Annotated in this window: 20 protein-coding genes and 1 pseudogene; 6 read left to right on the plus strand and 15 right to left on the minus strand. The window is 66.2% G+C overall.

The window, feature by feature from the left end:
- Nucleotides 1–24 precede the first annotated feature (24 nt).
- Nucleotides 25–1,638 (minus strand): peptide chain release factor 3, encoded by a 1,614-nt coding sequence (locus J7E80_RS08880; RefSeq protein WP_215051113.1) that lies wholly within the window; start codon nucleotides 1,636–1,638, stop codon nucleotides 25–27.
- A gap of 391 nt (nucleotides 1,639–2,029) precedes the next feature.
- Between J7E80_RS08880 and disA the strand changes: the two genes are divergently transcribed.
- The gene (disA, locus tag J7E80_RS08885) at nucleotides 2,030–3,106 is read left to right on the plus strand and encodes a DNA integrity scanning diadenylate cyclase DisA (RefSeq protein ID WP_215051114.1); all 1,077 of its coding nucleotides are present in this window, start codon (nucleotides 2,030–2,032) and stop codon (nucleotides 3,104–3,106) included.
- 76 nt (nucleotides 3,107–3,182) lie between these two features.
- Here disA and J7E80_RS08890 read toward each other — a convergent pair whose 3' ends face one another.
- On the minus strand, nucleotides 3,183–3,881 hold the full coding sequence (locus J7E80_RS08890) for a hypothetical protein (RefSeq protein WP_215051115.1): 699 nt from the start codon (nucleotides 3,879–3,881) through the stop codon (nucleotides 3,183–3,185).
- Between the two features lie 275 nt (nucleotides 3,882–4,156).
- Here J7E80_RS08890 and J7E80_RS08895 point away from each other — a divergent pair, with 275 nt between their 5' ends.
- The 3 genes and pseudogenes from J7E80_RS08895 to J7E80_RS23760 form a co-directional block, all read left to right on the plus strand.
- Nucleotides 4,157–4,606, plus strand: a complete 450-nt coding sequence (locus tag J7E80_RS08895) for a hypothetical protein (protein ID WP_215051116.1) — start codon at nucleotides 4,157–4,159, stop codon at nucleotides 4,604–4,606.
- A gap of 575 nt (nucleotides 4,607–5,181) precedes the next feature.
- On the plus strand, nucleotides 5,182–6,000 hold the full coding sequence (locus tag J7E80_RS08900; protein ID WP_311380790.1) for an A/G-specific adenine glycosylase: 819 nt from the start codon (nucleotides 5,182–5,184) through the stop codon (nucleotides 5,998–6,000).
- A 573-nt stretch (nucleotides 6,001–6,573) separates the two neighbouring features.
- Nucleotides 6,574–6,819 (plus strand): annotated as a pseudogene (locus tag J7E80_RS23760) (hypothetical protein); the annotation flags it as partial.
- A 92-nt stretch (nucleotides 6,820–6,911) separates the two neighbouring features.
- On the opposite strand, the gene dhaM reads toward J7E80_RS23760, so the two are convergent.
- From dhaM to lysS, 9 genes are all read right to left on the minus strand, one after another.
- Nucleotides 6,912–7,658 (minus strand): dihydroxyacetone kinase phosphoryl donor subunit DhaM, encoded by a 747-nt coding sequence (dhaM, locus tag J7E80_RS08910; protein ID WP_215051117.1) that lies wholly within the window; start codon nucleotides 7,656–7,658, stop codon nucleotides 6,912–6,914.
- Nucleotides 7,655–8,281, minus strand: coding sequence for a dihydroxyacetone kinase subunit DhaL (dhaL, locus tag J7E80_RS08915; protein WP_215051157.1), 627 nt, complete (start codon nucleotides 8,279–8,281; stop codon nucleotides 7,655–7,657). Before dhaL ends, dhaM begins: the two co-directional genes overlap by 4 nt.
- Nucleotides 8,282–8,283: 2 nt before the next feature.
- Nucleotides 8,284–9,285, minus strand: a complete 1,002-nt coding sequence (gene dhaK / locus J7E80_RS08920; RefSeq protein ID WP_215051118.1) for a dihydroxyacetone kinase subunit DhaK — start codon at nucleotides 9,283–9,285, stop codon at nucleotides 8,284–8,286.
- A 262-nt stretch (nucleotides 9,286–9,547) separates the two neighbouring features.
- On the minus strand, nucleotides 9,548–10,057 hold the full coding sequence (locus J7E80_RS08925; RefSeq protein ID WP_215051119.1) for an amino-acid N-acetyltransferase: 510 nt from the start codon (nucleotides 10,055–10,057) through the stop codon (nucleotides 9,548–9,550).
- A 37-nt stretch (nucleotides 10,058–10,094) separates the two neighbouring features.
- The gene (locus J7E80_RS08930; RefSeq protein ID WP_215051120.1) at nucleotides 10,095–12,218 is read right to left on the minus strand and encodes a prolyl oligopeptidase family serine peptidase; all 2,124 of its coding nucleotides are present in this window, start codon (nucleotides 12,216–12,218) and stop codon (nucleotides 10,095–10,097) included.
- Nucleotides 12,219–12,430: 212 nt separating this feature from the next.
- On the minus strand, nucleotides 12,431–14,923 hold the full coding sequence (locus J7E80_RS08935; protein ID WP_215051121.1) for an ATP-dependent Clp protease ATP-binding subunit: 2,493 nt from the start codon (nucleotides 14,921–14,923) through the stop codon (nucleotides 12,431–12,433).
- A 487-nt stretch (nucleotides 14,924–15,410) separates the two neighbouring features.
- Nucleotides 15,411–15,737 (minus strand): Lsr2 family protein, encoded by a 327-nt coding sequence (locus tag J7E80_RS08940; RefSeq protein ID WP_215051122.1) that lies wholly within the window; start codon nucleotides 15,735–15,737, stop codon nucleotides 15,411–15,413.
- 135 nt (nucleotides 15,738–15,872) lie between these two features.
- Nucleotides 15,873–16,163, minus strand: coding sequence for a hypothetical protein (locus tag J7E80_RS08945; protein ID WP_215051159.1), 291 nt, complete (start codon nucleotides 16,161–16,163; stop codon nucleotides 15,873–15,875).
- 2 nt (nucleotides 16,164–16,165) lie between these two features.
- Entirely contained in the window at nucleotides 16,166–17,704 is a 1,539-nt protein-coding gene (gene lysS, locus J7E80_RS08950) for a lysine--tRNA ligase (RefSeq protein ID WP_215051123.1), read from the minus strand.
- Nucleotides 17,705–17,801: 97 nt separating this feature from the next.
- On the opposite strand from lysS, the gene J7E80_RS08955 reads away from it, so the two are divergent.
- Both J7E80_RS08955 and J7E80_RS08960 read left to right on the plus strand, forming a co-directional pair.
- Complete coding sequence (locus J7E80_RS08955; protein ID WP_215051124.1) at nucleotides 17,802–18,752, plus strand: alpha/beta fold hydrolase; 951 nt, start codon at nucleotides 17,802–17,804, stop codon at nucleotides 18,750–18,752.
- Between the two features lie 105 nt (nucleotides 18,753–18,857).
- Entirely contained in the window at nucleotides 18,858–19,694 is an 837-nt protein-coding gene (locus J7E80_RS08960) for an alpha/beta fold hydrolase (protein ID WP_215051125.1), read from the plus strand.
- Between the two features lie 140 nt (nucleotides 19,695–19,834).
- Here J7E80_RS08960 and J7E80_RS08965 read toward each other — a convergent pair whose 3' ends face one another.
- The 4 genes from J7E80_RS08965 to J7E80_RS08980 form a co-directional block, all read right to left on the minus strand.
- A complete protein-coding gene (locus J7E80_RS08965) occupies nucleotides 19,835–21,370 on the minus strand; it encodes an MDR family MFS transporter (protein WP_215051126.1) in 1,536 nt (511 codons plus the stop codon).
- 143 nt (nucleotides 21,371–21,513) lie between these two features.
- A complete protein-coding gene (locus J7E80_RS08970) occupies nucleotides 21,514–22,443 on the minus strand; it encodes a pantoate--beta-alanine ligase (protein ID WP_215051127.1) in 930 nt (309 codons plus the stop codon).
- 1 nt (nucleotide 22,444) lies between these two features.
- Entirely contained in the window at nucleotides 22,445–23,365 is a 921-nt protein-coding gene (locus J7E80_RS08975) for a Rossmann-like and DUF2520 domain-containing protein (protein WP_215051128.1), read from the minus strand.
- Nucleotides 23,358–24,953 carry a PH domain-containing protein gene (locus tag J7E80_RS08980; protein WP_396020738.1) on the minus strand — a complete coding sequence of 532 codons (1,596 nt, stop codon included), beginning with the start codon at nucleotides 24,951–24,953 and terminating at the stop codon, nucleotides 23,358–23,360. Before J7E80_RS08980 ends, J7E80_RS08975 begins: the two co-directional genes overlap by 8 nt.

Below are 24,953 nucleotides of genomic sequence, written 5' to 3' on the forward strand. Positions count from 1 at the left end.
AACGGCACCGGATTGCGGCCGTGGCTACTTTGCCGGATTGTGCGTTCCGATCGGCACCAGAGTGAGGTCAGGATGGTTCTTCTCGATGCGGCGCAGGGCCCACACGTCGTTGAACAGGGCGAGGTACTCGCCGTCGGACCGCAGCAGCACCTCGGCCCCGGGCACGTTGGCCAGCGCCGGCATGGCATCCGCCGTCGAAATCCTGGCCATGGAATACGGAAGCCGTTCAAGGCGCATGGGCGCGCTGAAGTCGTGCGCCATGCGGTCCTCCACGACTTCGAACTGCATGGGGCCGACGGCGGCGAGCACCGGTGCCTGGTCCCCGCGGACGTCGGAGCGCAGCACCTGGATGACGCCCTCGTGCTCGAGCTGCTCGATGCCGCGGCGGAACTGCTTGAACCGGCTGGGGTCCTTGGAGCGCGCCACCTGGAAGTGCTCGGGGGCGAAGAGCGGAATGGCGGGGAACTCCACCGGCTCCTCAAGGAAGAGGCTGTCCCCGACGCGCAGTGATGAGGCGTTGACCAGGCCCACGACGTCGCCGGGGAAGGCTTCGTCAATGACCTCACGTTCCCGGCCGAACACCTGCTGGGCGTACTTGGTGGCAAAGGACTTGCCGGTGCGTGTCTGCGTGACCACCATGCCGCGCTCAAACACGCCCGAGCAGACGCGGATGAAGGCAACATGGTCGCGGTGGGCCTTGTTCATGCCGGCCTGGACCTTGAAGACGAACCCGGCGAACGGCGACTCCACAGGGCGGGGCTGGCCATCCACATCCGGACGCGGCGCAGCGGGCGGAGCGAAGTCCACCAGGGCGTCCAGAATCTCCTTGACGCCGTAGTTCAGGGCGGCGGAGCTGAACAGGATGGGCGTCGCCTTGCCGGCGTGGAAGCTCTCCACGTTGAACTCAAGGTTCGATTCGATGACAAGCCCGGCTTCGTCGACGGCGTCCGTCCAGTTGCCGCCCTGGCTCTCGGCAGCTTCCTCCGGAGTGAAGTATTCGGTGAGCGCGATGTTGGCACCCGCGTTGTTCCGCTGGAACCGGGCGAACCTGTCATTGCGCAGGTCCCACACGCCGCGGAAGTCACCGGAGATGCCCACGGCCCAGGTCAGCGGCATGGGCTGCAGACCGGTGCGCTCGGTGATCTCGTCCATGAGCGCCAGCGCGTCCAGGCCGGGGCGGTCCCACTTGTTGATGACCGTGATGATGGGCAGGTTCCGCTGCTTGCAGACTTCGAACAGCTTCATGGTCTGTGTTTCCAGGCCCTTGGCGGCATCCACCAGCATCACTGCGCAGTCGACGGCGGCCAGCACGCGGTAGGTGTCTTCCGAGAAGTCCGCGTGCCCCGGGGTGTCCAGCAGGTTGATCACGGTGTCGCGGTAGGAAAACTGGAGCGCCGCGGAACTGATGGAGATGCCGCGGTCCTTTTCCATCTGCATCCAGTCGGACACCGTCTCCTTGCGGTTGGACTTGCCGCTGGACGCACCGGCCGTGCCGATCACCTTGGCATGCAGCGCCAGTGCCTCGGTCAGCGTGGATTTGCCGGCGTCCGGGTGGGAGATGACAGCGAAGGTCCGGCGCCGGGCGGCCTGCTTGTGAATCTCGTGGACTCGGGCGGGGCTGAGGACTTCTTGGGACACGGTGCTACTTTCGCTGGGATCCGCGGAGGACCCTGGGTGTGGGAAGACTTTGTAACCCGGATTCCTGGAACCGTTCGTTGTGGCTGGACGGCGGAATCTGGACGGCGGGCGGCGGCAGGGCGCGCCAGCCAAGGGTTCAAGTTTATCGCAGCGGTGGAAGTCACGCCGAAAGTGGGCCAAAACGCCCACTCGCCGGCCGCCGTCGGACGCACTCCGGAAGCCGTCGCGGCAGGTCTCAAATGGGGCATTTTAAGGCTTATCCGTGCGGTTGCTGGGGTAATCTACGTCTAGGATGGTGCAAGCGGGAAACCGAGTACTTTTGATCCTGCCGGCGGACTCCTGACAACCGGCATACCTGCAGGCCCGGCCTGCACCTTTGAAGGGAAAATCTATGGCCCGGAGCCCTGAAGATTCACTCAAGGCGACTCTGGGCAGGGTGGCCCCCGGAACCGCCCTCCGCGACGGCCTGGAACGCATTCTCCGTGGCCGGACAGGCGCCCTGATCGTCCTGGGTTCGGACCGGACCATCGAATCCATCTGCTCCGGCGGCTTCGACATCGGCATCGACTTTTCGCCCACCCGGCTTCGGGAACTGGCAAAGATGGACGGCGCCATCATCTGCGACAAGGACGCCGGCAACATCCTCCGGGCTGCCGTGCAACTCGTGCCGGACTCGAGCATCGAGACTCAGGAATCCGGCACCCGCCACAGGACGGCCGAGCGGGTGGCCATCCAGACCGGTGTCCCGGTGATTTCGGTGAGCCAGTCCATGCAGATCATCGCCCTCTACGTGAACGGCCTGCGGCATGTGCTGGAGGGCTCGGAGAAGGTCCTGGCCCGCGCCAACCAGGCCCTCGCAACCCTGGAACGCTACCGGTCCCGACTCGACCAGGTCACCAGTTCGCTGTCCGCCCTGGAGATCGAGGCCATGGTCACGGTCCGGGACGTGGCGGTGACCCTGCAGCGCCAGGAGATGGTGCGCCGCATCTCCGAGGAGATCTCCCAGTACGTCCTGGAACTCGGCGAAGACGGCAGGCTGCTGTCCCTCCAGCTGGACGAGCTCACCGTGGGCCGCGGCCCCGGCAGCGACATCATCATCCGCGACTACGCCGGCCCCAATGCCACTCCGGAGGACATCGACGGCGCAGTCAACGCGCTCCTCACGCTTGGCCCCACGGAGCTGATCGACCTCAGCAAGATCGCCGGAATCATTGGCTTTGCGGGCGGCGTGGAAACGCTCGACGCCGTGGTCCAGCCCCGCGGATACCGCCTGCTGTCCGGGCTCAAGGCCGTTCCCAAGGCCGTGGCGGACCGGCTCGTGGACCACTTTGGCGGGCTGCAGCACCTGATGGCCGCCACCATCGACGACCTCATGACCGTGGACGGCATCGGCGACCAGCGCGCCCGCACGGTCCGCGAGGGCCTCAGCCGGATGGCCGAAGCCAGCCTGCTGGACCGGTTCCTCTAACCCCATCGACTGCTCCATAGATGCCGTTTTGAGCGCCCATAAGGGCAGTTATGGAGCAATCGATGGTACTTGGGGGTCAGCTTAGCTGGAAGACGGCCGGCGGGCTCACCTTGGGGCCGAGCTTGGCGATGAACACGTAGTATCCGGCGCCGGCAGCGTCCCTGACCTCCTCACAGCCCTGCACGGAGCGGTTCCGCGGCCAGGGGAAGTTCGCTGTTTCGCTCTTGCCCGGCGCGATCGTCTTGACCAGATCGTCGCCGGAAGCCTGGCAGTCCTTGGACGAGAAAATCCGGTCCGAACCGCTGGTGACAAGGAACTCCATCTGTGACGTGCCGATATTTACCTTGCACGGCAGCTTCCCTCCGTTGGAGACCTTCAGGGTGAGCAGCGGCTTTTCCTCCGGGGCGTAGGACGTCTTGTTCGTGCCGGCGGTGACTGTCACGAGTTTCTGGTCGCACGTGGGCGAGGCCGATGGCGTGGCGGACGGGCTCACGGAAGGCGCGGCCGCCGTCTGGCCGCCGCTGGGCTGAGGTGTCCCGCCCCCTGTGGAGGACGTCTGCTGCGTCTTGTCAGCCAAGGTCCCGGACACCGTGGCAACGCCGCCGGCCGTCAGGCCCACCACGAGCAGCAGCGCTCCCCCGGCGAACAGCCGACGGCGGCGGTAGACGGCCGGGCTTGGCTTGCGGGCCGCCCGCGTCGCCGGATTGGCAGCGCCTCGTCCTGAACTCCTGCCCGCCGCCTTGCTTGCCGATGTTTTTCCTGCCGATGTCTTCACTGCTTCTTCGTCCCCATTGTTTCTACTGATGCTGCTGTGGGCGTTGATTCTGCGCGACCGCCCGTCGCCCGGACGGGCGTTCCTGAACACCCGGATTGCCCCACCTGCCCGTGTTTCTAGGCTAGAGAATGCCGGGGTTTCCGGTGCCCCACCACGCCGGGAACCGGAAACAACCATGCCCAATTCGTTGCGCAATTTCCCGTGACAACTGTCAGCACCCTTACTAAAATTGAATTCCGGTTACCACTTACCGGGACGAGTAGGAATGAGGACCAATGATGGTAAATCATGTGTCTGGCGGTCACCTAGAACGCGTCCTGCTGCCGCTGACTTTTGGAAAGCATGAGAGCCACGGAACGAAGTTCACAGTCCTCGCCGTGGAGGTCTGGAACACCGGTATCGTGGTCAACCTGCACTTGGCATCATCCAACGGAACCGAAACTCATACCCCGGAGATCATCGTCCAGGATCACTTCGGCACCGAGTACGTGCTGGACCAGGTTGCGACGGTTGGCTCCAGGCAGCTGCAGTACTTTGCGCCCTCCATTCCCGAGGGAACCCGAAGCCTGACCATACGATCCGTGGATCCGGAAGGTGACAGCTTCGTGGTTACCCTGGCCGTGCCGCCTGCGAACATGCGGGGCGGAGAGACCATCCACGGCCATGTCAAACGGCTGCACCCGCGTGTGGGAACCAGCCCTGACGTGGACCGCGAGGCCAGCTGAGGGCACCAGCCTTCAGACCACGTCAGGGGGTAACCATGGCATCAGAATCGCATGCCACCACGGATCATGACGATATCCGCAAGTGGGTCGAGGAAAACGACGGGAAGCCTGCCAGCGTAAAAGGCACCGACAAGGGCGATGCCGCCGGAGTCCTGAGGATCGATTTCCCCGGGGCGCCGGTGAGGAAAGCCTCGAGCACATCAGCTGGGACGACTGGTTCGAGAAGTTCGAGGCGAACAAACTCGCATTCCTGTATCAGGAGCGCAAGAGCAGCGGCGAGGGCAGCACGTTCTTCAAGCTGGTTTCCAGGTAGCGCGGGTTCTTGGGGCGGCGTTCGGTTCCGCGGCGGGTTAAACCGGCCGTGAAATTGGAAGCGCCCTGAGACCGACTAGTATGTTGGCATCAAAACCACAACTGATGACCCCGCCGCGCCCCTATCCACCCGCCCGGAAATTACCCGCCGGGAGCTGGCAGAGATCCACGGGTCCCTGGGTGACTGGTTTGCCGCTGAAGCCCGCGACTTGCCGTGGCGTTCCCCGGAGTGCTCGCCCTGGGGCGTCTTGGTCAGCGAAATCATGCTTCAGCAGACCCCGGTGGTGCGGGTTCTGCCGGTCTGGGAGGAATGGCTCCGGCGCTGGCCCGAACCCGCCGATCTCGCCCGTGAACCAGCCGGGGAAGCGGTCCGCTCCTGGGGCCGCCTCGGCTACCCGCGCCGCGCACTCCGGCTTCACGCCGCCGCCGTTGCCATCGGGCAGGACCACGGCGGCCAGGTACCTGCGGACTATGTGAAGCTGCTCGGCCTGCCGGGAGTGGGCAGTTACACGGCGGCCGCGGTCGCTGCCTTTGCCTTCGGCCGGCGTGAGACCGTGGTGGACACCAACATCCGGCGCGTCCACGCGCGCCTCTTCCTCGGGGCGGCACTGCCGTCGCAGGCCCTGACGGCATCGGAAATGCGGCTTGCCGCCCAACTGCTGCCGGACGACGCCGGCACTTCCGTCCGCTGGAACGCTTCGGTCATGGAACTGGGCGCCTTGGTCTGCACGGCTCGGGCGCCCAAGTGCTCGGTGTGCCCGGTGCGCGGGAGCTGCGCCTGGCTGGCGGCCGGTGAGCCGCCGCCGTCGTACACCCCCAAAGGCCAGGCTTGGCACGGCACAGACCGGCAGGTCCGCGGAGCCGTGCTGGCCGTGCTTCGGCTCGCCGAGCGGCCGGTGCCTGCCGAAATGTTCCAGCAGGCGCCCGCGGACCTCGGCTTCGCCGCATCCGGGATCGGCGTTCCGCTCGCCGCCCTGCACCGGCTGAATTCGGCACCGGAACAGCTCGAACGCGCCCTCGCCGGGCTGCTGGAGGATGGACTCGCCGAGCTGCACCAGGGCGGCTACCAGCTGCCGGCGTAGCGAACCGAAACACACCCGTTCTACTGAGTCGGGGCTTGATCTCGAATTGGCAGTCGTTCTTGTGTCAGGGGTAACGATGTCTGCACCAGTTTCCGCCAACGGGTTCGCACACCATTGAGCCGGATCTACCCTGAACTTATGGGCAGGACAAAGGTACTTTTGGCCACATTTGCGACGACGGTGCTTGTCTCCGGATGCCATGTGTTCGAGATGGCGTGCCCGGCAATCGCCCAGGCGTCAGGCGTGTCGGTGACGGTGGCGGCCAGCTACGCCCCGGCAGTGAAGGCCCTCCACCTCAAGGCATGCCAGGACGGAGTGTGCAGGGAAGGCGACCTGGAGCTGGTGCCGGGCAGCATTTCCGTGGACCAGGGCTGTGAGCCCTACATTCCGGAGCCCGGCATTCCGAAGTCCGGCGTTGCGGAGCCCGGCATTCCAGGGCAAGGCGTTCCAGGGCAAGGCGCTCCAAAGACCGGCGTTCCAGGGCAAAGCGCTCCAGAGCCCGCCGTCCCGGAGCCCTATGTTCCGGAGCCCGGCGTTCCAGTGCCCCCTGTTCCGGACCCCGGCGGGCCCGGACCCGACCGCGTCTGCTCAGCCACGGCATCACCGGACGGGACCAAGCGGGGAATGCTCATGCTGGATACCCTGACGGAGTCGCCGATGGACATTACGGCCACGGGAACCTCCATAGACGGAAGCCCTCTGCCCGTGCGGACGCTGCGCTTCACTCCGAGGGGCGACTACCCGTTCGGCGAGGCATGCGGGCGGTTTGTCTCCGCTTCCGTCGTGCTGGATGAGGCCGGACTCCGTCACGACCGCTAGGCCGTTTGGCCGTCACGCGCGCCAGGCGCCCGGGCGCCATGCCGCCAAGCTTGCGAGGCCGCCAGGATGCCGGGGCATGCAGGGCCTGGCCGTCAGGGTTCCCCAAAGCCCGCCCTGACCAGACCGCCCACGTATTCGACTGCGCGCTCGGCATCCGGACCGGACGCCTCGACATGCAGAACCGTGCCCCTGCCTGCCCCAAGGGTCATAAGACCGGTCATCGAGGCCCCGTCCACTCCGTTCACAGTGACCTCAACGTCCATCCCGGACAAGCCGCCGGCGATCTTGGCCGCGGGCCTGGCGTGCATGCCCGCGAGGTTCACGAGCTCAAAGTCGCCCGTCGCGTCCGGGCGTGTCCGTCCGTCCGCTGCAACGGCATCAGCAGAGGCGGCCACGGCCCGGGAAGGCGCACCGGCTGGGGCACGAGCGCCTTCCGGGAGATGCGCTTCGTCCTGGGGCCGTGAATACCCCTGGATCGCCTCGGCCGCCCGTCTGACAGCACGCAGATTGGCGCCGCCCTGGGCTGCCACCGCCGCCGCCACAAGGCCCTCCACGATGGGCGCGTCGGCGAGGAGCACATCCGCCGGTTCGCCGGCAAATTCCAGGGCGGACTCGGCGGTCATGACGGCGGAACCCAGATCGGTAAGCACCAGTACGCCGTCGCCGCCTGTTGTCTGCTCCAGGGCGGCCATCACCTTCTCAAGGCTGGTGCCGATCCTGCCGTCGGAGGTTCCCCCGGCCGACACCATCATCACATCCGGTGCCACTTGCGCGGCCAGTTCCACGGCGCCGTCGGCAATCTTGTCGCTATGGGAAACCACCACGATCCGCACCGTCATGCGGCGGCTCCCGCCGCAGCGCGAAGGATCAGTGCGCTGGAGGCCGCACCGGGATCACGGTGCCCGGCACTTCTCTCGCCGAGGTAGCTTGCGCGCCCCTTCCGGGCCACGAGGGGATCGGTGGCTATGGCTCCGGCCTCGGCTGCCTCTGCTGCAGCGATCAGCACAGCCAGTGTGTCGCCGTCGGCTGCCGCCGCCGTGGCTGCCTCGACGGCCGGTGTCCACGCATCCACCATGGTCTTGTCGCCGGACTCGGCTTTGCCCCGGGCCACTATGCCGTCCCGCGCAGCTCCGAGCGCCGCTGCCAGCGCCGGGGCGTCGATATACGCGGCATCACCAAGGGCCGTTGCCGCCCGCAGGAACGCCGTGCCGTAGAGCGGGCCGGCGGCACCGCCCACCTTTGACATCAGTGCCATGGCTGTCAGCTTGAGGGCAGCCCCGGGGGTCTCGGGCGGCGCCTCAGCCAGTTTGTCCAGCACGGCCTGGAAGCCGCGGTCCATGTTCTCGCCGTGATCGGAGTCGCCAATGGCCCTGTCCAGTTCGATGAGCTCGACACGGTGCTCGGCCATGGCCTGCGCTGACAGAGTCAGCCATTTGACGGCCCAGGTAACGTCCAATGCCACCGTCACACCCCCCATCGCAGGGCAGGCGTGTGCACAGGCGCATCCCACAGTGCCGTGAGTTCGTCGTCAAGCCGCAGCACGGAGATGGAGCAGCCCTGCATTTCGAGGGACGTGATGTAGTTGCCCACGAGCGAGCGTTCCACCAGGGCACCCCGTTCGGCGAGGACCTGGGCGGCGCGGCGGTACACAATGTAGAGCTCGCTCAGCGGCGTGCCGCCCATGCCGTTGACGAACAGGAGGACTTTATCTCTGGAGGCGAGGCCGAGGTCTCCCAGTACCGGCTCCAATAAGCGATCGGTAATGGCGTCCGCAGCTTCCATGGGAAGCCGGTGGCGGCCCGGCTCACCGTGGATGCCGATGCCGATCTCGATTTCATTGTCTGCAAGGTCGAAGCTCGGCGAGCCCGAGTGCGGAACGGTGCACGCCGAGAGCGCCACGCCCATGGTCCGGACATTCTGGTTCACGCGGTCCCCGATGGCGGTGACGGCATCGAGGTCATCACCACGCTCGGCCGCGGCTCCGGCAATCTTCTCGACCAGCACCGTTCCGCCCACTCCCCTTCGGCCGGCAGTATAGAGGGAATCCTCCACCGCGACGTCGTCATTGACCAGCACCGTGCGGACCTCCACCCCTTCCGCCTGGGCCATCTCGGCCGCGGTCTCGAAGTTCAGGACGTCGCCGGTGTAGTTCTTGACGATATGGACTACCCCGGCGCCGGAACTTACGGCGAGGGTGGCCGGAATGATCTGGTCCGGCGTGGGTGAGGTGAAGACGGCACCGGGCACCGCGGCGTCGAGCATGCCGAGGCCAACAAAACCTGAGTGGAGCGGTTCGTGCCCGCTGCCCCCGCCGGAAACAAGACCGACTTTGCCCACCACGGGAGCATCCCGGCGGGCCACATACTTGGGCTCTGCGTTGACGCGCACGAGGTCGGCATGGGCAAGCCCAAATCCTTCCACTGACTCGTCCACCACAGCGCGGGGGTCATTGATGAGCTTTTTCACGGCCGGGCTCCTGGGCTCTGGTTGCTTCGTCACTGACATCGGTCAGGATGTGCTTTTGACCCTACTACCGGCATCCGCCCTTCGGTAGCTCCGGCTGCCGCGTGTGCCCAAACCCGGCGCGGCCATGCCGCAGGGAGCGCCGGAAGGGACAGCCCCCAAATGCCAGTCCCTTCCGGCGTTCCGAAAGTTTATCCAGCAAATGTACAAAAAGGAAGGGGTGACTGGATATCCGGACACGCAGTCCGGGAGTCAGCGAAGGATCCTAGAGGGTCTTGATCATCCGGGTGTTGCCCAGCGTATTCGGCTTGACCCGTGCGAGGTCCAGGAATTCCGCAACGCCTTCGTCATGCGAGCGCAGCAGTTCCGAGTACACCTCCGGATCCAGCGCGGACTGGTCGGCCATCACTTCAAAGCCGTGCCGCTTGAAGAAGTCCACCTCGAACGTCAGGCAGAACACCCGCGAGACTCCGAGCGCTGCCGCAGCCTCCAGCAGGGTTTCCACAAGGACGTGGCCCACGCCTTTGCCGCGCCAGGCGTCGGAGGCCGCCAGCGTGCGGACCTCCGCGAGATCCTCCCACATGACGTGCAGAGCGCCGCAGCCGATCACCTCGCCCTCGGCCGACTCCGCGATCCGGAACTCCTGCAGGCTCTCGTAGTACGCCACGGTCTCCTTGGCCATCAGGATCCGCTGCTCGGCAAGGGGAGCCACGAGTCTCTTGATGGCCGCCACGTCGCTGGTGCGGGCGGGGCGGATGGTGAAGGAGTCAGTCACAGCCCCCATCTTACGGCGGGGGCTGTGAAAGGCAGGCTCACAGGCCCAGTTCGGCAGGCAGCGCGATGTCCTGGTCCAGCACGTTCTTGGCGAGGAAGTGCTCAACCACGCCGTACCAGACCTTTGCGTGCTGCGGCTGCAGGATCCAGTGGTTCTCATCGGGGTAGAACAGGAAGCGGTGGCTGGTCTGCCCGTTTTCGTCGGCGGCGAGCTGGGACCGGGACAGCAGTTCATACCAGAGCCGCAGACCTTCGCCGATGGGCACCCGGTAGTCCTTGTCGCCGTGGATCACGAGCATGGGCGTCCTGATGTTGTCCACATGCAGGTGCGGCGAGTTCTCCAGCGCCGTCTCCGCCGTCATTTCCTTGAGCCAGTACTGTGACGCATCGGTCGTGGGCCCGAACTGGTCCAGCGCCCAGAGGCTCGCGTGGGTCACGATCGCCCTGAACCGGTCCGTCTGCCCGGCCACCCAGTTTGCCATGTAGCCGCCGAAGGATCCGCCCATCGCGGCTGTCCTCGTTTCGTCAATGTCCGGCCGCTGCACCACGGAGTCCGTGATGGCCATGAGATCGCTGAAGGGCGCGCGGCCCCAACCGCCCCAGCCCCGCTGGACGTAGGCCTGGCCGTACCCGGTGGACAGGGCAGGGTCGGGGAGGAGCACAGCGTAGCCCTTGGCCGTGAGCAGCCAGGGATTCCAGCGCCACGTCCACGCGTTCCAGGATGCAAGCGGTCCCCCGTGGATCCAAAGGAGGAGTGGTGCCGGGCTGTCGATTGAAGCCCCTGCCGGCAGGGCGAGGTACGCCGGAACGCGGGTGCCGTCCGCCGCCGTCGTTTCCACTCGTTCCAGTGACCCCTCAAACTGCGGCCGCCCAGCCGGCGCAGGGAGCCTCGTGACTGTGCCTGTGGCGAGATCGATGCGCACCGGCTCGGACGGGAACTCATAGGAACTGCGCAGCGCGTACGCGCTATTGCCGTCCGGTGAAACCACGACGTCGATATATGCCGCAGCATCCTGCGTCACCCGGCCGACACTCCCCTGGGCGGCTCCTCCCGCAACAGTGACGCTAAAAAGCGGGGAGGCGCCGTCGTCGTCCGCGGTGACCAGCAGCGCAGAGCCATCCGGCAGCCAGGCCTCAGGGTGCGGCCAGCGGTCCCAGTCGTGAGCCAGCGGCGTGAGGCTGTCACTGTCCGCGTCTGGGCCCACGTCGAGCAGGTGGAGCCTGAGGTGCGGGGCCTCCTGGGGCGTGGTGTCGCTTTCACTCAGGACGGCGAGATACCGACCGTCCGGGCTGACCGGACCGGGAAAGTAGCTCATGCCTTCCTGGTCGAGGAGGACCTTCTGGATGCCCGTGGCGACGTCCACGGCAACGAGGACCGAACGGAGGTCCGCCTTGGGCAGCGGCTTGATGAGGCTTGTGTAGATGGTTTTGCCGTCCGGGCTGACCACCGACTCGGCTTCACGGAGCCGGGACCCCGCATCGGGAGTGAGGTTCCTCAGCTTCAGGGGTGCTGCACTGTCCACCGTGCCCGGCTTTCCCGGTTCTTTGTCCGGCTCCGGCTCCACGGCGAAGAGGCGCGGCTGGGCGGGGCCGAGGTCCGCATCCCAGTAGCGCACGGGATACTCGCTGTGCAGGATGGCCGCCACCTTGTTGTCCTTGCGGGCCTTGCGGCGTTCGGCGTCGTTGTCCTCGTCTGTGGACCCTGCGAGCACCGAAGCCATGACGAACGCGGCGTCGGCGTTCCTCGCCGCCATGACCTTCTCCACACCGCCTGCCCGCGACAGCACCACCCGGGCCTCGCCGCCGCCGGCTGGCAGGAGCCAGAGGGCGCTCACCGGCTCGCCGTCGGCGTCTGTGCTGTCCGGGTCGGGCCGGGCCGAGGTGAAGTAGACGTCTCCGTTGGCTGCGAACACGGCACCGGCTTCGCCTTTGGCGCTGCGCGTGATCCGGCGGGCCTGCCGCTCGCCGGCTGGATCGACGTCCCACAGCGCCGTGACGTACTCCGTGCCTTTGCTGTTGAGCGTGGAGACGGTGGTGACCAGCCGCCTCCCGTCAGGGCTCAGAGTCAGGCCGCTGACGCGCGGGATCGCCAGGTAATGGTCGAGGTCGTGGAAGGGGGTCGCCGGTTGGTCGCGCAGGGTCGCTGCGTCTTCAGATGCCATGTGCCGATTCAACACTGCCTGTGCTCTGGATCACAGAGGCGTTCACTACCAGTGAATTCAGGTCTGCCCACGGCCGGCCCTGGCTTGCACCCGCACGACCGGCCCGCACCCTCACGACCGGCCCTGCCCACAGCCGGTTAACGAAGGAGGCCCCGACTGCTCCCTTTCGGGTGCGGACGGGGCCTCCAAGGAGTGGAGTGCGGCTGAAGATCCTAGGCGCTCGGAGCGATCTCCGGGATGCGTGGCTTGGCGTTGCCGGCGAAGGTGAACTTGGCGTCGTCTCCTTCGCCGTCGACGTCGACCACGACGATGTCTCCGGAGTGCAGCTCGCCGAACAGGATCTTCTCGGACAGCTGGTCCTCGATCTCGCGCTGGATGGTGCGGCGCAACGGCCGGGCACCCATCGCGGGATCGTAACCGCGGGTGGCCAGGAGAACCTTGGCCGCCTTGGTCAGTTCGATGCCCATGTCCTTGTCCTTGAGGCGCTTCTCGAGGCGCGTCACGAACATGTCCACGATCTCGATGATCTCTTCCTGGGTCAGCTGCGGGAACACCACGACGTCGTCAACACGGTTCAGGAACTCGGGGCGGAAGTGCTGCTTGAGCTCTTCGGTGACCCGCGCCCGCATCCGGTTGTAGCCGGTCTGGGTGTCGGTGCCGGACTGGAAGCCGGTAGCGACACTCTTGGAGATGTCCCGGGTGCCGAGGTTGGTGGTCATGATGATCACCGTGTTCTTGAAGTCCACCACGCGGCCCTGGGAGTCGGTCAGGCGGCCGTCTTCAAGGATCTGCAGCAGCGAGTTGAAGAGGTCCGCGTGGGCCTTCTCCACTTCGTCGAACAGGACCACGGAGAACGGACGGCGGCGGACCTTCTCGGTGAGCTGCCCGCCCTCTTCGTAGCCGACGTAGCCCGGAGGGGCACCGAAGAGCCGCGAAACCGTGTGCTTCTCGGAGTACTCGGACATGTCCAGCGTGATCAGGGCGTCCTCGTCACCGAACAGGAACTCGGCGAGGGCCTTGGCCAGCTCGGTCTTGCCGACGCCGGTAGGGCCGGCGAAGATGAACGAACCACCGGGACGCTTCGGGTCCTTCAGACCTGCACGGGTGCGGCGAATGGCCTGGGACAGGGCCTTGATGGCCTCGTCCTGGCCGACCACACGCTTGTGCAGCTCGTCTTCCATCTTCAGCAGGCGCGAGGACTCTTCCTCGGTCAGCTTGAACACCGGGATGCCCGTGGAGTTCGCCAGGACTTCTGCGATCAGGTCCTCGTCAACCTCGGAGATGTCGTCCATGCCCCCGGTCTTCCAGTGGCGTTCCTTCTCCGAGCGCTCGGTAATGAGCTTCTGCTCTTTGTCGCGCAGCGCAGCGGCACCTTCGAAGTCCTGCGCGTCAATCGCGGACTCCTTCTCCATCTTCAGCACGGAGATGCGTTCGTCCATCTCCTTGAGTTCCGGCGGAGCGGTCATCCGGCGGATGCGGAGCCGGGCGCCGGCTTCGTCGATCAGGTCGATAGCCTTGTCCGGCAGGAAACGGTCCGAAATGTAGCGTTCGGAGAGGTTCGCTGCCGAGGCGAGGGCGCCGTCGGTGATCGTGACGCGGTGGTGGGCCTCGTAACGGTCACGCAGGCCCTTGAGGATTTCGATCGCGTGCGCAACCGAGGGCTCCTTGACCTGGATGGGCTGGAAGCGGCGCTCGAGGGCAGCATCCTTCTCGATGTGCTTGCGGTACTCATCCAGCGTGGTGGCGCCGATGGTCTGCAGCTCACCGCGGGCCAGCATGGGCTTCAGGATCGAGGCCGCATCGATGGCACCTTCTGCGGCACCGGCACCCACGAGTGTGTGGATCTCGTCGATGAACAGGATGATGTCGCCACGGGTGCGGATCTCCTTGAGGACTTTCTTCAGCCGCTCTTCGAAGTCGCCGCGGTACCGGGAGCCTGCAACGAGGGACCCGAGGTCCAGCGTGTACAACTGCTTGTCCTTGATGGTCTCCGGGACGTCTCCGCGGACAATCGCCTGGGCCAGGCCCTCGACGACGGCGGTCTTGCCGACGCCGGGCTCACCGATCAGCACCGGGTTGTTCTTAGTGCGGCGGGAAAGGACCTGCATGACGCGTTCCATTTCCTGCTCGCGTCCAATGACCGGGTCCAGCTTGTTCTCCCGGGCGGCCTGCGTCAGGTTCCGGCCGAACTGGTCCAGCACCACCGAGCCCGCAGGGGTGCCTTCAGCCTGGCCCTGGCCGACGCCAGCACCAGTGCTCTCCTTGCCCTGGTAGCCGGACAGCAGCTGAATGACCTGCTGGCGGACCCGGTTGAGGTCTGCGCCGAGCTTCACCAGCACCTGGGCCGCAACGCCCTCACCCTCGCGGATGAGCCCCAGCAGGATGTGCTCCGTGCCGATGTAGTTGTGGCCGAGCTGCAGGGCCTCGCGGAGCGAGAGCTCAAGCACCTTCTTTGCACGGGGGGTGAAGGGGATGTGGCCGGAGGGGGCCTGCTGGCCCTGACCGATGATCTCCTGCACCTGCTCGCGGACGCCGTCGAGCGAAATGCTCAAGGACTCAAGAGCTTTGGCGGCAACGCCCTCACCTTCGTGGATCAGACCCAAGAGGATGTGTTCGGTACCAATGTAATTGTGGTTCAGCATGCGTGCCTCTTCTTGGGCAAGCACAACTACGCGACGGGCACGGTCCGTAAATCGCTCAAACATTTCGCCACACTCCTAGCTACGACGTACTTTGATGCTACGTGGGGGAGGCACGACTTGGGGAGCTTGTTCGCCACAGGGGAAACCGTGGCCCTTGCGGCCCATCTCCGGTGGGCCGTTGGAGCCAGCTCCCCGCGGCCGGAAACGGTGCCTCACCGAGGCCACATACCCCGGTCGCCAGCCGTCGACACAGCGGCAACCGGGAGCGCAATAAGGGTTTGCCGGGCCCAGCATGGGAAAATCCCGCATTTGCCCTTGGCAAAACTATCGGCAGCGGCGCCCCGCAATGTTGGGATCAGCGGAGTTTGCCTTCCTGCGCCGATTCTTGGGGGCAAAGAGAATGGTGGGGGTAACGGGATTGTTGGGGGTAACGAGAATCTTCCAGACAAAGGAGGCCGTTGATTAAAGCCCGCCTGTGGGCCCACATGATTAAAGGGCGGAGCCCCCGGTATACCGGAGGCTCCGCCCTTATCTTCAGAACTTCAGCAATCTAGGAATTTGCCTTTTGGTACGCTTCCTGGATATCAGCCTGGATACGGCCGCGGCTATTAACCGTGTAGCCGTGGTCCCTGGCCCACTGGCGTATCTGTGCAGAGTCCTGGCTGCGTCCGCCTGCTGCCCTGGTGCGGGCAGGGCGTCCTCCGGACGTTTTGCGGGCGGCCGAAACAAAGCGTTCCAGCGCCGACCGTAGTTCTGAAGCGTTGGCAGATGACAGGTCGATTTCATAACTGACGCCATCCAACCCAAAACGGACGGTTTCGTCCGCCGATCCCCCATCCAGATCGTCCACGAGGACGATATTTACTTTCTGTGCCATCAGAATTTCTCTCTTTTGGAAAGGGACGTGTGATCAGAAAAGCAGGATGTTTCCACTTGAAGTATCTCCCCAATTATGGCAACGCGTCAAAACACGCTTTGGTTCCTTGGGACGCAGGAAGAAGAAAGGTGCCCGCTATTTGTCGGATTCGGCCGGGGGGCCCGAAGGGTCGGCCGGCGGAAATACCTGGCGGCCGTCTGGCTGTGAATCCGGGCGGGTCCCCGGCGGCGTTTTTTTGGGTGTCTCGGCCTGGGCCCGCGCGTCGCCCGAAGCCTCGGCCTGCGCGCGGGCATTAGCGTCGGCCTCAGCCTGCGCCCGTGCCTCAGCCTGGCGCTCCGCCCTGTCCGCATTGAAGATCGACTTCATGGCGAACCAGAAGAGCAGGCCCACCACCAGGGAAGGCAGAAGTACGGCTACGTACTCCATGATCAGTGGCCCTCGGGCTTCAGGAGCGGGAACAGGATGGTCTCCCGGATGCCGGCGCCGGTGAAGAGCATCACCAGGCGGTCGATGCCCAGGCCGATGCCGCCCATGGGAGGCGCACCGTACTCGAGGGCTCGCAGGAAGTCCTCATCCAGCTGCATGGCCTCGACATCACCGGCGGCAGCGTGCCGCGACTGCTCCGTGAGGCGTTCCCGCTGGATGACGGGGTCGATGAGCTCGGAGAAGGCGGTGCCGCGCTCCATGCCGCCGATGATGAGGTCCCAGGCCTCGATCAGGCGGCCGTCCTTACGGTGCGGACGCGCCAGCGGCTGGGCGGACGGCGGGTAGTCGTAGACGAAGGTCGGGTTCAGCAGCGTGGGCTCCACGATCTCGCCGAACAGCTCCACGGCCAGCTTCTCGGCGTCCCACTTGGGGTCCACCTTGACTTCGTGCTTCTCCGCCACCGCACGCAGCTCCTCCAAGGGAGTCTCCGGGGTGATCTCCTGGCCTACGGCCTCGGAAAGCCCGGGGAACACAGACAGCCAGGCCCAGTCGCCGTCGAGGTTGATTTCCCCTCCCTCGGTCTGCAGGATGCGTCCGGCGCCCACGGCATCCGCGGCGTCGAGGATGATCTCCTTGATGCGGTCCGCCATGACGAACTGGTCGGCCCAGGCCTCGTAGCACTCAAGCGTGGTGAATTCGGGGCTGTGGGTGGAGTCCACGCCCTCGTTGCGGAAGACGCGGCCCATGTCGTAGACGCGGTCGATCCCGCCCACCACGGCGCGCTTCAGGTACAGCTCGGTGGCGATGCGCAGGGTCATCTTCTGGTCGAAGGCGTTCATGTGGGTCTCGAACGGGCGTGCCAGCGCTCCGCCGTGGACCAGCTGGAGGATGGGTGTTTCCACCTCCACATAGTTGTGGCGGTGCAGGCTTTCGCGGATTGAGCGCGTGATCGCGGCACGCGTGTAGACCATTTCGCGGGCTTCGTCGCGCACCATGAGGTCCACGTAGCGCTGGCGGACGCGGGTTTCCTCGTTCAGCTCGGCGTGCAGTACCGGCAGCGGGCGCAGCGCCTTGGACGCCATGGACCAGGAGTCGGCCATGACGGAGAGCTCGCCGCGGCGGGAGGAGATGACCTCACCCTTGATGAAAACGTGGTCGCCGAGGTCCACCAGGGCCTTCCAGTCCGCGAGCGCTTCCTCGCCGACGTTGGCGAGGCTGAGCATGGCCTGCAGACGGGTGCCCTTGCCGTCAACGCCGCCTTCCTGGAGGGTGGCGAAGCACAGCTTGCCGGTGTTGCGGACGAAGACCACGCGGCCGGTCACGCCCACGACGTCCCCGGTGGTGTCGTCGGCTTCCAGGTGTGCGTACTTTTCACGGATTTCGCTGAGCGAATGCGTCCGCTCGACACCCACCGGATACGCCTCGGTGCCGCGTTCGATCAGCTTGGCGCGCTTGTCCATGCGGATGCGCATCTGCTCGCTGGCGTCGAGCGGCTCTGGGGCATTCTTGGGGGCGGGGGTGTTTTGGGAAGTCACAAGCATCAAGTTTACCGGGACTTGACCCGCGCGGTTTTCGGGCTCCCTCGGCACCCCTTCGACCTGCCGTAAACGCGTCAGGGGCGGGGCATAGACTCGGGCTGTGGAGACGTGGACTGTTGAAACGGACGACGGTGGCCGGCTGGAGGTGCATTCCTTCCGGCCCGGGCTGCTCACCCCGGCTGATGGCGGCCCGGCAGCGTTCCGCACCGCTCCCGGCCCCACCGCCGCCGATGGTGACCCGCCCATAACGGAGGCGCCCGGCGTCGTCGTTATCCACGGCACCCTGGTGACCGACGCCCTCTACCGGCCCTTCGCGCGGAAACTCAGCCTCCTGCTCAGCCGGCCGGTGCACTGCTACAACCGTCGGGGGCGAGGGGCGTCCGCGCCGCAGCCGGACGGGTATTCCGCCGCCACCGAGGTCAGCGACCTTGCCGCCGTGATGCGCGCAACCGGGTCAGAAGACGTTGTGGCCCACAGCTACGGCGGTTTTGTGGCTTTGCAGGCGGCACGCAGTTTTCCGCTCCGCAGGCTCGTGACCTATGACGCCGCACTGTCCCTGTCCGGCAATCTGAACCATCGGTGGCGTCCGCAGCTGGAAGAAGCTGTGATCGAGGGCCAGCTCAACCACGCGTGGGCGCACCTGGTCCAGGGGCTGTCGACGGCGGGACCGGTGTCCTACCTGCCGCTGGGAGCGCTGCGGATGCTGAGCATCATGTCGGCCCGGACCAACCTTGGCGCTGAAATGCGGCAGCTCCTGCCCACCGCCGTTAAGGAAATGCGGGCTGTGCTCGATGCCAACGCCGAGCTGGACGACTTCACCGGCCTCAGCACCCCCACCCTCATGCTCAGCGGCGGCTGGAGCCCGGGATATTTCGCCGAGACCGGACGTCAGCTGGCCGCAGCCGTTCCAGCAATCGAGTTCGCGGTGGTGCCGGGACAGCTACACGAAGGCCCCATCCGTCCCGGGAAACGGCTGGCCGTCCGGATCGCGCGCTTCCTGAACGGCACCGACGGCGGCATCCAGCCACTGAGGCGCCGCCGACGGCGGTAGCTGCCGCGCATCGGCGGCCGTTGACGCAGTGATGTCCCACATTCCGGAGTACTTCCGTGCGTGACGCGGCTGTAAGCGGGGCGCCACCTCGGATAGGCTCGGAGCATGACGCGCGAGATCATCAGCACACCCGACGGCGGCAAACTTGAGCTGTTCAGCACGGGCGCGGAACTCGCCTCGGCGGGCTCCGGCGTCGTGGTGGTCATCTCCTCCATGGTCACGGCCGCCGACTACACCCGCTTCGCCCAAAAACTGAGCGCCGAACTCGGCCGTCCGGTCCACACCTTCAATCGCCGCGGCCGCGGAGCATCCTCCGAGCAGCCGGGCGACTACACCCTGGACGTGGACATCCGAGATCTCGACGCCGTCATGAAACACACGTCCAGTACCGACGTTTTCGGCCACAGCTTCGGCGGGGCCGTGGCCCTTCACGCCGCCCGGACGCTCCCGGTGGAACGGCTCGCGGTTTACGATCCCGCGGTGTCGGTGAATCACAGCGTCAAGGCCGACTGGACCACGGAATACGAACGCGCGACGGCGGCCGGAGACGACGACAGGGCCCTCGCCGTACTGCAGCGGGGACTTGAGGCTGGCGGTCCCTTCTCGTCGCGGATGCCGCTGTCCATGCTGACCCTGGCGAACAAGCTCACAGCAGGCACCTCGATGGGCAAGCAGCAGCGCGAGATGATGCGCACCGGCGTCCGCGAAATCAAGGCCATCATTGCTGCCGACATGCCTGCCGAGCCGTTCCTCCAACTGCCGCTCGAGACGCTCATCATCGTGGGTGAGAAGAGCCCGGCCTACTTCGGAGTGGCCTGTGGCCAGATCCACGACGTCCTGTCCGGTTCCAGCTACACCATCCTGCCCGGATTCGGGCACGACGGCGTCAACCGCGCCCCGGACAAACTCGTCACCGAACTGAGCGAATTCTTCGCCGGCTGAGCTGCCTCGTCCGCCGCCGTTTCCCCGCGCCTCCCTTGCGCGAACAGGCACGTAACGCCCTCAAAAAGGGAAATATAGGGCATTACATGCCAGTTCGCGCTGAGGGGGTGGGCGTGAGTGTCTGTCCGCGCTTAACGGGGTTAGTGGGCGGCGGGTGCTGCGGCTTCGCTGCCCGCCGTCTTGCGCATCATCGCGGCGAGGACGACGGCGGCAAGGGCTATCGCCGTCGCGGTCAGGAAGGCGGCGCTCATTCCCGCAACGAGCCCCGAAACTGCCGAAACCACGGCGAAAATGGACACGAGCAGCGCCGTCCCGGCGGCACCGGCAACCTGCTGCAGCGTGCTCATGATGGCGGAACCATGGGAGTACAGGTGCGGCGGCAACGGGTTGAGCCCGGTGGTGAAGGCCGGGGTGAACACCAGCGCGAGCCCGAAGCTCAGGCCGACGTGAAGGGTGACGATCCACCAGACCGGAGTACCGGCGTCGAGCATTGAAAACTGCCACAGCACCAGCACCATAAGGGTCGAACCGGTCACAGTGAGCGGCAGGGGTCCCAGCTTGTCGAACAGCCGGCCGATGAACGGGCCGAGCAGGCCCATGGCAAGGCCGCCGGGCAGCAGCGCGAGGCCGGTCTCGAGGGATTTCAGGCCGCGGATCTCCTGGAGGTAGAGCGGCAGCAGGATCACGGCGCCGAAGAGGGCAATCATGGCCACGACCAGCAGCAGCACGGATACGGTGAACATCCGGAAGTTGAAGGCCCGCAGGTCCAGCAGCGGCGCCTCGGACTTCTGCAGCTGCAGCTGGCGCAGCACGAACGCCACGAGGCCCGCGACACCGACCACCAGCGCCGTCACGGCAAGCGTGCCCGGTCCGCCGTTGCCGCCGTGGCCGCCGCCGATCTGGCTGAGGCCGTAGACCAGGCCGCCGAATGCGGGGATGGTCAGCACTACGGACAGGAAGTCGAGCCTGGATTTCTCCGTCTCACCGACATTGGTCAGGTACCGCGCGCCGATCGCCAGCGCCGCCAGCGCGATGGGCAGCACGAAGACGAACATGAAGCGCCACGAGAAGTGCTGAAGGATGAAGCCGGAGACCGTCGGGCCCATGGCCGGGGCCACGGAGATCGCAATGCTGACATTGCCCATGACGGTGCCGCGCCGTGCCAGTGGAACAAGTGTGAGGATGCTGGTCATCAGGAGTGGCAGCATGATTGCGGTGCCGCCGGCCTGGATGATCCGGGCGAGCAGGAGCACCGGGAAGCCGGGCGCCACGGCAGCCAGGGCGGTTCCGCCCGTGAAAAGCCCCATGGCCAGCAGGAAGACGGCGCGTGTGGACAGCCGCTGCAGGATGAAGCCGGTGGTCGGAATCACGACGGCCATGGTGAGCATGAACCCCGTGGACAGCCACTGCACCGTGGGCGCGTCCACGCGAAGGTCCACCATGAGCCGCTGCAGGGCAACATTCATGATGGTCTCGTTGAGGATCACCACGAATGTGGCCACGAGCAGTGTGACGATGACGGTGACCGACTCGCGGGACATCCTGTCGCCGGTGGGCGCCGGCGCGGGGGCACCCGGCTTCAGGCCTGGGGCATCCGTCTGTTGAATGGCTGTCCCGGCGCCGGCAGGCTCACGCCCGGGCTCGCCATGGGTATTTGATGTGACTTCGTTAGACATGGAGAGACCCTCAGGGAGTTTTGGAATGGTTGCCTGCGGGCAGCGCCGCTGCAGACTCCAACAGTCTAGTGTCCCCCGACATTCCCCGTACACGGACTCAGTTGCAAAAGGGGCACCGGAGAGGGGAGCAGGCCGGGCCGCCCCTAGGAGCTCAGCGGGAGGTTGTCAATGAGGCGCACTCCACCAACCTTGGCCGCGACGATGGCCAGTGCTTCGCCGCGGAAGGGGGTTTCCCTGCAGTTTTCGGCCAGTGGTTCCAGCGTCTGGGGGTCCACGACTTCCAGGTAGTCCAGTTCCACCAGCGGCTGGGATTCGATCAGAGCCTGGGCCGATTCCACCTCCAAGGGCTTGCGGGCGTTGGCCCGTTCCTCGAGGAGCCGCAGCGCCCGCGGCAGGACCAGCGCGGCATCGCGTTCCTCGGCTGAGAGGAAGCGGTTCCGGCTGGACAGCGCCAACCCGTCTGCTGACCGGACGGTGGGAATGCCAACGATTTCCACCGGGAAATTCAGGTCCGTCACCATCTGCTTGACCAGGGCGAGCTGCTGGGCGTCCTTTTGCCCGAAGTAGGCCCGGTAGGCGGGAAGCCCTCCCTTGGAGCCGGTGACGAACGCATTCGCCCCGGGAAGGCCGGTAGCGGGTATTCCGAGGTGGAGCAGCTTGGCCACGACCGTCAGCGCCCCGTCGAAATGCCCCGGGCGCGACGCCCCCTCCCACTTTTCCCCGAGTGGGCCGGAGGTGATCCGCACCTTCGGCTGCCCGCTCGGGTACATCTCCTCCACCGAGGGGGCGAACACCAGGTCGACCCCCTGAGCCTCCAGCAGCGCCAGGTCCGCGTCGAGCGTCCGCGGATACCGTTCGAGGTCCACGGCCTCGCCGAACTGCAGAGGGTTCACGAAAATGGAGGTCACCACCACGTCGTTCTGTTCGACGGCGGTCCGCGCCAGCCGTGCGTGCCCCTCGTGCAGGGCGCCCATCGTGGGCACCAGCCCTAAGGACGAGCCTTGTTTTTGGGTCAGGAGCAGACGGCTCTGGGCGCGAAGGGACGCTGCGGTGGTAACGAGTCGGATTGCCATGTCAGCGTCCTCCATCGGCCGTGGGGCCGTCTTCATCTGTATCTGCAAGGGCGTCACGGATGCCCTCCAGCTGGTCCTGTTTCAAGAGCCCTCTGCCTTCGGCCCGCCGCGCGGTGGCCTGCGCCATCGCCAGGTACGCTGCGAGGATGTCGCCGCCGGCACCGCCGTCGTACTCCCGCAGGGCACGCGCATGCGCCGCGACGGTCCCCGCATCGCCCCGGGCCACGGGGCCGGTCAGCGCCGACTCGCCTGAGGCAAGGGCGTTCTCCAGGGTAGCCCTCAGCAGCGGTCCCAGCATGCGTTCGGGATTGTCCACGCCCACTTCGCCGAGCAGCTGCGACGCTTGCGCCACGAGGGTGACGAGGTGGTTCGAGCCGTGGGCCAGGGCTGCGTGGTAAATGATCCGGTCGGCTTCGGCGACCACCACGGGCTCGGCCCCCATTTCCACCACCAGGGCCTGGGCAATGGGCAGCATGGCGGCGTCCGCCGTGACGCCGAACGTGCAGTCCAGGAGCCGGGTCAGGTCAAGGCTCATGCCGGTGAAAGTCATGGCCGGGTGCAGGGCCAGCGGAACGGCACCGGCGGCGCGGACGGGATGCAGGATTCCGACGCCGAAGCGGCCCGACGTATGCGCCACGAGCTGGCCTGGCTGCCAGGCGCCGAGCTTGGCCAGTCCCTGGACCAGCCCGCCAAGGGCGTCGTCCGGCACGGCGAGGACCACCAGTTCCGAGCGTTCCACGATGTCCTGCACGTCCAGGACGGGTACGCCGGGGAGCAGTGTTTCCGCCCGTTCCCGGCTTGCGTCCGACACGGCCGAAACCCCGACGACGGCGTGCTCGGCCGCGCGCAGCGCAGCCCCGAGGACGGCGCCTACTTTGCCGGCACCGATGATTCCAACGCCAAGGCGTCCGGGCTTAGCCACGTTGCGGCCCTTCCTGTTGAGGTGGATGGGAAGTCCGTTGATCGGGAGAATTCTGCTGATTGGGTCCATTCCGCTGATCGAGCTTGTCGAGATCGAGGGTTTCAGCGGCTTCCCTGGTTTCGACAGGCTCAACCAGCGGGGGGTACTCAACCAGCGGTGGGGCCACCTGCGCGAGCCACTGTTCGCTGGTCTGGCGCTTGCGGGCGGCACGGGCACGGGCGGCCTGGTTGTCAAAGAGGGCCCGTGCCTCGTCCACCCCGGCCTGGATCACGCGTGGGGTCACCGGGCCGGCTGTGGTGTGCAGGAGGAGGTCCGCCAGCCCGAACCGGCGCGCCAGCGGGCCCTGGTGCAGCGCCATCGACTGGGTGCGCTGATGCGGGACGACCACCAGCTGCCGCCACCAGCGCCCCGAGCGAATCAGGAGGGCGGTATCCGTGGCCGTGAAGCCGTTCCGCCGCCATCCGAGAGGGGCGAGGAAGCGGCCGCGGTGCGGTGTGGTGACGAAGCCGCCGTCGGAATCCAGACCGTCCAGCCCTGCCTGGAAAACACCTAGGGGGTCGGTCGTTCCCGGGTCCGGCAGGACCAGGGACAGCATGTTGAAAACGTCGTCGATTTTGCCCACCGGCATCAGGGTGGTGCGTGCTCCCGCCTCGCCGTTGTTTCCCACGGCGCCGTACCCGGCAACGTTGACCTGCATCCGGTACCAGCCGAAAACGCGCCACAGCGGCGGCTGCACGACTTTCAGTGCCTGGATCCGGCCCGGCGGGAGCGTCTGCGCCTGGGTATCCAGCAGCCCGTAGCGGAGCCGGATGCCGTCCGGGGAAATGGCCGCCGTGAAGTTGTAACCCTTGTGGAACGACCCCCAGTAGGAGGCAAACAGGCCCAGCACCGCAGGAACCAGGTACAGGAAGAAGCCCCGGTTTTCGGTGACAGCGGACAGCACCACGGACACCACGCCGCCCAGCGCAATGAAGACACTCTGCTCACTGAGCAGCAGGGATCCGATAAGGCGCGACGGCGGGACCTGCAGCACCTCGAATTCCGGAGCCTCCGGTGCGGGTTCTTCGGCCTGTGCAGGATCCAGCTTCGCGCCCGAAGCCCGGGCCAGGATGGTGGCGCGCAGCTGCCGGGCGTCGTCCATGCGGAGGTAGGCAAGCCGTACTGCGGACTCGGTGGAGTCGGCCACCTCGAACTTCAGTTCCGCCAGCCCGAAGATCCTGGCCAGCAGCGGCTGGACGATGTCGATCGCCTGCACCCGGTCCAGGCGGGCCTGCCGCTGCTGCTTGAACAGGAAGCCAGTATTGACCCGGACATAGCCCTCGGCCACCTGATACCGGGTGAAGTACCAGGACAGGATGAATCCGGAGACCGCCAGCAGCAGCATCAGGGCGCCGACGGCGAGGAGCCACGGGGCACTCCCCGCGATCCGGTCATCAAAAATGGGCTGGCCCTGGAGCATCCGCTCGAAGGATTCACGTCCGAAGAAATACCCGATGGCGACCAGCGCCAGCCAGCCCCGCACGAAAGGGGACGCCGGATGCACCCGGAGCCACTCGCCGTCGGGCTTTCCGGAAGAGGGCCCGGGCAC

It is taken from the genome of Arthrobacter sp. ISL-28 (assembly GCF_018613875.1).
Lineage (GTDB): Bacteria > Actinomycetota > Actinomycetes > Actinomycetales > Micrococcaceae > Arthrobacter.

What these genes read in the sequence shown, in the direction of transcription:
- disA (WP_215051114.1), top strand. Translation starts at nt 2,030, where the DNA reads ATGGCCCGGAGCCCTGAAGATTCACTCAAGGCGACTCTGGGCAGGGTG.
- J7E80_RS08895 (WP_215051116.1), top strand. Translation starts at nt 4,157, where the DNA reads ATGATGGTAAATCATGTGTCTGGCGGTCACCTAGAACGCGTCCTGCTG.
- J7E80_RS08900 (WP_311380790.1), top strand. Translation starts at nt 5,182, where the DNA reads ATGCTTCAGCAGACCCCGGTGGTGCGGGTTCTGCCGGTCTGGGAGGAA.
- dhaM (WP_215051117.1), bottom strand. Translation starts at nt 7,658, where the DNA reads ATGACGGTGCGGATCGTGGTGGTTTCCCATAGCGACAAGATTGCCGAC.
- J7E80_RS08930 (WP_215051120.1), bottom strand. Translation starts at nt 12,218, where the DNA reads ATGGCATCTGAAGACGCAGCGACCCTGCGCGACCAACCGGCGACCCCC.
- J7E80_RS08935 (WP_215051121.1), bottom strand. Translation starts at nt 14,923, where the DNA reads ATGTTTGAGCGATTTACGGACCGTGCCCGTCGCGTAGTTGTGCTTGCC.
- J7E80_RS08940 (WP_215051122.1), bottom strand. Translation starts at nt 15,737, where the DNA reads ATGGCACAGAAAGTAAATATCGTCCTCGTGGACGATCTGGATGGGGGA.
- J7E80_RS08945 (WP_215051159.1), bottom strand. Translation starts at nt 16,163, where the DNA reads ATGGAGTACGTAGCCGTACTTCTGCCTTCCCTGGTGGTGGGCCTGCTC.
- lysS (WP_215051123.1), bottom strand. Translation starts at nt 17,704, where the DNA reads ATGCTTGTGACTTCCCAAAACACCCCCGCCCCCAAGAATGCCCCAGAG.
- J7E80_RS08960 (WP_215051125.1), top strand. Translation starts at nt 18,858, where the DNA reads ATGACGCGCGAGATCATCAGCACACCCGACGGCGGCAAACTTGAGCTG.
- J7E80_RS08965 (WP_215051126.1), bottom strand. Translation starts at nt 21,370, where the DNA reads ATGTCTAACGAAGTCACATCAAATACCCATGGCGAGCCCGGGCGTGAG.
- J7E80_RS08970 (WP_215051127.1), bottom strand. Translation starts at nt 22,443, where the DNA reads ATGGCAATCCGACTCGTTACCACCGCAGCGTCCCTTCGCGCCCAGAGC.